General features: G+C 70.0%; 1 protein-coding gene. It reads right to left on the reverse strand.

From position 1 onward, the window contains the following. Positions 1 to 498, reverse strand: a 498-nt coding sequence (locus ACY34I_RS40650; RefSeq protein ID WP_462760874.1) for a hypothetical protein, incomplete at its 3' end; no start/stop codon positions are given. Positions 499 to 504 lie beyond the last annotated feature (6 nt).

Here is a 504-nt window from a genome sequence, read left to right on the forward strand (position 1 = left end):
GCCGGTGGTGGGTGTGCTGGTCGTGTTCACGCCCTGGTGTCGGTGGGCTGCGCGGGGCAGTCTCCGGTCCGTTGGTGCGTGTCCCTCCGGACGCTTACCCGCCGGGCCGCTAGGTCTGGTGGGGGAGGGTGCCCTGCGTCGCCTGGGCGCGGGGCGTGATGGTTTGCGCCGGGTGGGGCCGGTCTTCGACCGGTCCCCCCGGTGGCTTTTCGTGATGACCGCTGCGGTTTCGAGTTTGTCGACCACGGCGCGGATGATCATGTGCCCGCTGGCCTTGTCGATGACGGTCTTGGCCTGATGGGTCAGACCGCGGGCGCCGATCCGCCGCCAGGCACCCTGATCGCGGTCGCCCTGCCACCGACAGGACTCGTGGGGACAGACAGCCCACTTCCAACCCGCCACGGTCGGCTTATCGGGGGCCTTACAGTGCCGCAGCGGGGTCAAGCACTGCGGGCAGTGCTTCGAGGTGTTCCGGGCGGGGACGGTGACGACGGCGATACCCGT

Source organism: Micromonospora sp. RTBAU3-60 (genome assembly GCF_054963695.1).